The 3251-nt window shown below is 36.7% G+C and carries 4 protein-coding genes; 2 read left to right on the top strand and 2 right to left on the bottom strand.

Features of this window, described 5'->3' with window-relative positions; genetic code table 11:
• The first annotated feature begins 67 nt into the window (after positions 1-67).
• Positions 68-1399: an RNA-guided endonuclease TnpB family protein gene (locus CP363_RS10345; protein WP_098036216.1), complete on the top strand. Its 1332-nt coding sequence runs from the start codon at positions 68-70 to the stop codon at positions 1397-1399.
• Positions 1400-1566: 167 nt separating this feature from the next.
• Here CP363_RS10345 and CP363_RS10340 read toward each other — a convergent pair whose 3' ends face one another.
• The gene (locus CP363_RS10340; protein ID WP_232779459.1) at positions 1567-1779 is read right to left on the bottom strand and encodes a hypothetical protein; all 213 of its coding nucleotides are present in this window, start codon (positions 1777-1779) and stop codon (positions 1567-1569) included.
• Positions 1780-1912: 133 nt separating this feature from the next.
• Between CP363_RS10340 and CP363_RS10335 the strand changes: the two genes are divergently transcribed.
• The gene (locus CP363_RS10335) at positions 1913-2890 is read left to right on the top strand and encodes a class III bacteriocin (RefSeq protein ID WP_098036215.1); all 978 of its coding nucleotides are present in this window, start codon (positions 1913-1915) and stop codon (positions 2888-2890) included.
• A 58-nt stretch (positions 2891-2948) separates the two neighbouring features.
• Here CP363_RS10335 and CP363_RS10855 read toward each other — a convergent pair whose 3' ends face one another.
• The gene (locus tag CP363_RS10855; protein WP_180706846.1) at positions 2949-3116 is read right to left on the bottom strand and encodes a hypothetical protein; all 168 of its coding nucleotides are present in this window, start codon (positions 3114-3116) and stop codon (positions 2949-2951) included.
• Between the last annotated feature and the right edge of the window lie 135 nt (positions 3117-3251).

The raw sequence follows: 3251 nt of genomic DNA, 5'->3' as shown, positions 1-3251 counted from the left end.
TCGAATAAACAAACTAAAAAGACAATCAACACAGATTTAATTTATATAATACGAGGAGGTGAAATACATGAAAAGAATGAGCAGTTTAGCCTATCATTTTGGCGTTAAGCTTCGCTTTTATCCTAGTTCTAAGCAAAAGAAAATCATCAAGCTAAACTATGATGCGCAGCGCTTTGTTTACAACTCTTATGTAGGACACAATCGAAGCAATTATAATGCTAAGCACTACTTAGCTGTTAGACAATATCAAGCAATGCCTTTTGCCTTTTCTATTCTTAATAATTATGAGACTAGGTTGGCAGAAGAAGTAGTCACTAATAGCGAACTATTGGATAAGCCAAGGAATATTCGTGATACTTATAGCTTTTTGCGTGTTAAAGAAATTGATAGCCTCGCTATTGCCAACGCCATTCAAAACTATCAGAAAGCTTGGAACAATTATCGCAAGATTGGTCATGGAATTCCGATTTTTCACAAAAAACGCAGCGACTGGTCATATCAGACCAACTGTCAATATCCTAAGCAGTCAGAAGCCTATCTTGATAACGGGACAGCTAGGTTTATTGATGCTAAACATATTAAATTGCCTAAGCTGGGAATTGTCCGCATTGCTGGTTTTAGAAAACTGATTAAAGAGCGCTTGCTTAAGCAGATTCCAACTAGAATTGGCACAGTCACGATAAAAAAGACCGCTGATGACCAGTTCTACCTGTCTATGCAGTTAGGCAGTGATACTGCTTTTGTTAAGGAATTACCTAAAACACAAAGTCAAATTGGCATTGACCTCAATTTAGATAACTTCCTAACAGCATCTAACGGAGCAATGGTCGCTAATCCACGATTTTATCGCAAAACCAAAAAGAAGCTGGCCCATGCCCAACGTGTCTTGTCTCGCAGGCAGCGCCGGGCAAAAAAAGAAGGACGCAATTTGTGGCTAGCAAAAAACTATCAAAAACAGCGTCTAATAGTCGCTAAACTGCACGATAAGATCAGAAGACAGCGTAATAACTTTTTACAAGTACTCTCAACTACACTAATCAAAAACCACGATTTAGTAGTTGCCGAGGAATTAAGAAACAGAAACCTGTTAAAGAATTATGCCTTGTCGCAATCAATTTCTGATGTCGGCTGGCGTAGTTTCCTGAATATGCTGGCTTATAAGGCAGATCTATATGGTAAAGAATTTCTAACAATTGATCCTAAATATACTACTCAACGCTGTCATGCTTGTGGCAGTATTATGGGCCAAAATGGTTATAAGAAATTAACCCTTAAGGATCGGGAGTGGACTTGTCCAATTTGTCGAATGCCCCATATTCGCGATTGGAATGCGGCAGTGAATATTCTAGAAAAAGGATTAGGCAAGTGGCAGAATCCTAAAATAAAAAAAGCAGCCTAGAAAGGCTGCAGTCCGTTAGCAACTCGCGGACTTAAAAGGCTTTGGTAAATAGACGACCTCTATCGGCAATAGTCAAAAGACTATTGCTGGTAAGTCAAGTCCGTATCTAAGCAAGTTGGTGTTCTGGTTAGCGTAAGCTAACCAGCCACTAAGCCCTAGACTTCAGTCTAGGGTAGTTGACCAGGTTCATTGCCGTTATTAACAACGTGCATAGTAACTTTTTCTGTTAATTGATTCTTGCGAGTGTCCAACTTCACGATCATGTTGTAATTTGTTGCCTTGATCGTAGGATCAGCCGTAGCTTGAACTTTTGAGTTGAAGCTAAATAATGCCGCAATGGTTACTGCACTCGACAATAAAAGTGTTGTTCTTCTTTTCATAATTTTCCCTCCAAGAAAAATTTACTCTAATTATTGGAAGTTATCGGCATAAAGTCAATCTATTTTTTGATGATAGGATATAATTTGTGTATAAGTGAAAATGAATAGATATAAAGAAAGAAGATAAATAAGAATGGTTAAAAGTATTACACCTCATTTGGTTTATCGCTTGAATGGGATGCACCATGTTGTAGCACAAGTTGGTGTAGTAAATGGTGATCATGTTTTTGCCTTGCAACTTCTTCACAGTGCACATGATGTGTTGGTTTATAGAAAACATGAAGGTTTAACCAAGAACATCGATTATACTGATCCACACTTAGTAATGATGGGCTTTGGCCACACGCAAACCTGGGTACCAGCTAATGATAAGGATGAATATTTCGTAGGTGCTAAACCAAATTCAGGCAACTGGACTACTCAAATTGCACGAGTAAAGTACCCAAGACTTTTACCAGAAAGATATACTTCAAATACACAACTTCCACGTTTGTCACACTTGAATCACGTAACCGACGTTCCTTATGATGGTCATGATCACTTGCACAGAGTAGAAGCTTCAGTTTCACCAAATGGCAAGTACTTCATGATTGCTTCAATTTGGGATGATGGTTCAGGTCACTTTGGTTTGTTTGACTTAAATGAAGTAAACCAAAAGTTGAATGAAAATGGCACTAAGAACACGCCAATCATTGATTTACATTGCTTGAGTGCTTTCCACATCTACAACTTCGATAATCCAAGTGTTGCTCCAGATGAAGAAATGCCACAAATGATTGATTCAGTTCAAGGCTATGCTATTGATGATGACAAGAATATCTATATTTCTAACCAATTGTCACCAAAGATTAACCATGAAACTGGTGAAGTAACTACTTGGTCACGTAAGATTGTTAAGTTCCCATGGGGTGAAACAAACAGTGATAACTGGCAAGTAGCTATGGTTGATGGTATTGATTTACCAGATCGTTACAGTGAAATGGAAAGTATCCATGTTAATGCCGCAAATGATATTTACTTAACTGTGGCTTACCACCAAAAGTACATTAAGGGTGGAGAATATAAGTTAAGAACTTTGGAAAACCAAATTTTCCATATTACTGATTTGTAGAATAATAAAAATTTAACCAAGTAAAAAAGTGCTGATGTGTCTTTGCTTATGAAGACTATCAGCACTTTTTATCAGTAATTCTTTCTTTACCAACAGCACGTTGTTCGGAAGTATTATAACCTAATTCTTCAATTTCTTGTCTTTTTTCTTTGTTATTGATTTGAGGAAGAATATCCCAAAAGCTAGACTTGTTTTTCTTAATCTTTGAATTTCTGTTAGTTTTCATTGTTGTTTCCTTCATTTTCACTTTCTATAAATATAAGTATATTCTGAAAACCAAATCTATTTTTAGCTATTAAGATCGATGAGACTGTAAAATAGTTTGTGTAAGGATGAATGATTCCTTAAATTTATTTCTTTA

This window comes from Lactobacillus sp. UMNPBX12 (genome assembly GCF_002553955.1).
Lineage (GTDB): Bacteria > Bacillota > Bacilli > Lactobacillales > Lactobacillaceae > Lactobacillus > Lactobacillus crispatus.
This window is presented reverse-complemented; position numbering and strand designations above follow the sequence as displayed.